General features: G+C 49.9%; 3 protein-coding genes and 1 pseudogene. 3 read left to right on the top strand and 1 reads right to left on the bottom strand.

What is annotated here, in order from left to right; all coding sequences use genetic code 11:
* Nucleotides 1-398 precede the first annotated feature (398 nt).
* From IEX86_RS24385 to IEX86_RS24375, 3 genes and pseudogenes are all read left to right on the top strand, one after another.
* Nucleotides 399-1,131 (top strand): annotated as a pseudogene (locus IEX86_RS24385) (IS5 family transposase); the annotation flags it as partial.
* A 278-nt stretch (nt 1,132-1,409) separates the two neighbouring features.
* Complete coding sequence (locus IEX86_RS24380; RefSeq protein ID WP_188868736.1) at nt 1,410-2,333, top strand: hypothetical protein; 924 nt, start codon at nt 1,410-1,412, stop codon at nt 2,331-2,333.
* Nucleotides 2,334-2,886: 553 nt separating this feature from the next.
* On the top strand, nt 2,887-3,510 hold the full coding sequence (locus tag IEX86_RS24375) for a hypothetical protein (protein ID WP_194483512.1): 624 nt from the start codon (nt 2,887-2,889) through the stop codon (nt 3,508-3,510).
* 382 nt (nt 3,511-3,892) lie between these two features.
* Here the strand turns inward: IEX86_RS24375 and IEX86_RS25315 are convergent.
* Nucleotides 3,893-4,087: hypothetical protein (locus IEX86_RS25315; RefSeq protein ID WP_229685500.1), on the bottom strand; the 195-nt coding region annotated here is incomplete at its 5' end.

Raw genomic sequence — 4,087 nt, 5'->3', positions numbered from 1 at the left:
TGCTGCTGAGAGACGTTGAGAAAGCATGGTTTAGCCTCAGGGCCACTAGCGGAGCAAATGTTCTAGACATTCGCGTGATAGGGCTAAGTGGTTAGGCTGGCTATCGGGTTCCCTCAAGGCAGGTTACAGACGTAATTGGATGTTGTTATTAAGGTATACCCTAATAACAACACGAAAGGTTTCGTCAAATTGAAATCAGCAGACATGCAGGGATCAAGTTGGGTGCTAGGAGCCTGCCATCTCAAGTTAATTATGGGCCAATGTACCGCAGCAGGCTGCCCAATCCGGAACTCTCCGGCAAGGGAGTCCACGTGTGTTAAGGATCGGATACACAATCGTAATTAAGCCGCTAACAAAACCCTCTTGAATCTAAGCCTTGCTATGTCCACGATAGAGGCATGAGACATTGCAAAGAGATTACGGCTGCGCTGTGGAAGCGCATCAAGCCGCTATTATCAGAGCGTAAACTCTCATCCAAAGGCGGTCGTCCTCGTCTGGACGATGAGCTCGCCCTTAATGGCATCGTATTTGTCTTGCGTACCGGCATTCCCTGGGAGGATCTACCCCAAGAACTGGGCTACGGCAGTGGTATGAGTTGCTGGAGCCGTCTTAAGCAATGGCAAGTGTGTGCGGTGTCTGGCACCGCTTGCATCGTGTGTTGCTCGAAGAGCTGCGCGACGCAGATCGTTTGGATCTGAGCCGGGCCAGTGCTGCGTATCCAGCCCCCAGGGGGCCTATGCACCGGCCCAAACCCGACAGATCGAGGCAAACCTAGCAGTAAGCGCACCTGATTACCGACCGTAACGGTGTGCCGCTAGCCTTCTATATCAGCGGAGCTAATCGACATGACTCGATTATGTTCGTGATGTCTTACCAACACCTGGAGACAAACCCAGTAGAGCCAGGCGTTGGCCTGAGAAGCTACACGCTAACAAAGCGTATGACATAGAGCGCTGCCATAGACATCTCGCCCGTAAAGGGGTAGATAGCAAGGAACGACTTGGCCAGCATCGCTGGATGGTGGAGCGTACCTATGCCTGGTTGGCCGGTATGGGCAAGCTGCGTATCCGTTTTGAGCGCAGGCTAGATATTCACCGAGCCCTGTTATCGCTGGCGTGCAGCATTATATGCCTGGTTTTGTTAGCAGCTGTAAGTACGAAGCTTGACTTGTTCAGAGAATTCTCAACGCTTTCCGAGGCTGGTCATCTTGTAGTTAAGCACCCCAGATGTTCCGCTCCGGCATGTTGAATCCATGACGTGCCGCGTGAAAGGCCATTTAGTTTGCGCAGGTGTTCCGAAGGTTCTTTTGAGCAGTTGGAACCAATGATGATCGGCGACCACTTACTGAAATACGGTGCCATCCATTGATTGGCTATTAACAGCACCATCATTTCAAAGGTAAGACCGATATGAGCTTATCCATACAAGGACCTGTTCCCCAGAGCTTTCAGTCTTTAGATTCCAATAGCACGAGCTTTTCGCAGAACAATCCTGGACAGAATGGAGCAGTCGCATTTGGCACTGGAGACAGTAGCACCATCAACTTTGGTAGTGTCAATGGTACCCACAGCAATCCCCTGAATTACAGTTCCGGCAATAAGTCCGCGCAGGGGCTGAAAAGCGGCGTTGATTTAGAGCAGTCTTTGGCGGATATGCTGGAAATGCTCAGGCCCCTGATTCAACAGTTGCTCATGATGCTGCAAGGCGGGCAACAGCATACTTCCTCCGACAATACTGGCGGGGGTGAGAAAAGCGGCGCAGGGAAAGGCAATACTCCGATCACTTTCGGTAATGAGAGCCAACCCAATGCACAAGGTGCAAGTGGAGGAGAAGGGGTGCCTAAGGCAAATGGCTCGGGTGAGGGCCAGAAAGTAAAGTCAGGCAACAATATCAGTTCGGCTGATGCAGGCAACTCCCCACAGGACATGCCCCAGAAGCTGTGGGAAAATTGTGTAAGGGCAGGCGAAAAGCACGGGATCGATCCTTTCGTGCTTGCAGCCCAAGCCAAACAGGAAAGCAGCTGGGGTCAGGACATGGGTAATGGCAATGGCTTCATGCAGGTCGAAGAGGCTACTCGACGCGAAAATGCTGACCCATTCCGTCAGCAGGCTGGTCATGAGTATGATCACTCCAGTCAATCCGATCAAGTCGAGATGGCCGCCATTATCTTGAGCAATCTGGATGGAGACACTCAAAATAAATTGGAGAAATACAACGGCGGACCTAACTGGCAGCCAGGCTCGACTGATTCCTTCCAACGCGTTACTGATCCACAAGGATACGCTCAAAAAGTGATGGCAACGGCGGAAGCATTGCGCAGTAGCGCGGTATAGCCGTAACTCGGTAGGGTAAGACCCTAACTAGCCGGCACTCATTTATTGGTAGCTGAAGTAATGCCGGGCGGAGGTGAGTGGCGTACCTCCGTAAGGTAAATCAAGATCAGCGATACCCAAACGATGCCATAAAGCAGCATAAAACAAACTGAGTTGACCCTATGATTCTGAAGGGGATCGACAGCAGGAAACCACCAAGTCCTCCAGCCATACCTATGATTCCCATGTTTTGGGATTATGTGGAATGGAAACGCTATAGCCGGAGTCTCCATAACGTGTCGTCATGTAGGCACGGCATTGGATTGTTTTGGAAAATTGGCATTCAATCAAATTGGGCTATATGGGGTTCCTTCAGACCACCCCTGAAGGAACTACTTGGTACTGCGTGCCACTCACGAAATTATGATAAGAATCGGTATTGGGAAAAATAATGGAATCCGTTCGGGGCAGTAGTACCTATAACGTGCAAAGTAGTTCAGCAAATCCTGCGCAAACCGCACAGGCAGCAGCAAGAACGCACCCGTCTAGGCATGGCAGTTCGCTGATATCAGCTATGTTAAGCCATCACTCAGTGGCTGCGTTGAATGCCAAAGAAACTCAGGGGACTGAAAAGGAAAAGGACTTGGCCAGGCTTGCAAAAAGAGCTATTGGAAGTGACCAATTGAAGATTTCGTCCAATCAGCCCGCGAACGGTATTTTTCAATTTGGGATAGAATGCAATCAGGGTGTTTTGGTGATCAAGACAAAATTAAATGAACGCTTGGAAGACGACGTTTTAAGCGTAGGTTTTCGAAGGGGTTCAGAAGCGCCTGTATCTATGACATTGCCTAGACCAAGCACAGCGGTGGTAGGCACAGCCCGGCATCCGTCTGCCTTGCTGGGCCTTCCGAACGAACTGTTGCTGCAGATCGCTGGTAGTACTGCCAGGCAAAGTGAGGGCATTAACCTTAGCTTGCGACGGGTTAGTAAGCATATGAAACTCATCGCAGATGATCAAATGTCGTCAAGACAACGTTTTTTAACGGAACATGCGCAAACCCTCAGCGCCTCAGGCTACGGCCGCGCCTCTATGGAAGATTTGCTACACCTCAGCCCCGCTCAACAGAATTTTGCCTTGACGAATGGCCCAAGGCTTCATGCAACAGCTGGGTATAACGGCTATATATCAATGGTTTAGCTAATTTACTGCCCGCTTACCAGCAATTTGCGTTAGTAAATGCCGCAGCGCTTCATGCAAGGTCTGGCTATGATGGCGAGTCTATTAATTTTTTAGCTACGTTTACGCCCGTTCAACAGAATTTTGTTCTGACTAATGGTCCGAGATTGCATGCAGATGGCTATGACAGTTCCGACATAAACATGATGGCGATCCGTCGAGACTAGACCTGCTTAAGCATATACGTACCGCAAGGTATAACCGGCCTGAGCTATATGAACTATCGTTTTCAAATGCAGGCAGTAACCGGATTTCTGTCTGACTATATTCATATATTGAGCTTAGATAGTAGCGGAATCAAAAATCGACATAAGCTTTATGAGCGTCCTCCGAAATCCCCTTACTATTTACTTAAACCGGTCACACCGAGAAAAACCTGCACATCCTTATCTAGCGTGGTTTCTCGGAAGTTAAGCTCATAATCTTGGTCTACGCTTGTTGATTCAAGCCTGTCGAGGAGTCCGAACATGAGAACTGGCCGCCCCGCGACACCTATCCCCCTAACCGAAGCGGAGCGAGCCGAACTGGTTCCATCCTG

Source organism: Pseudomonas asuensis, from assembly GCF_014646755.1.
GTDB lineage: Bacteria > Pseudomonadota > Gammaproteobacteria > Pseudomonadales > Pseudomonadaceae > Chryseomonas > Chryseomonas asuensis.
The sequence above is the reverse complement of the archived record's forward strand: the minus strand, read 5'-3'. Positions and strand labels throughout refer to the sequence as shown.

Coding starts and splice junctions, on each gene's coding strand:
- IEX86_RS24380 (WP_188868736.1), top strand. CDS start 1,410: ATGAGCTTATCCATACAAGGACCTGTTCCCCAGAGCTTTCAGTCTTTA.
- IEX86_RS24375 (WP_194483512.1), top strand. CDS start 2,887: ATGTTAAGCCATCACTCAGTGGCTGCGTTGAATGCCAAAGAAACTCAG.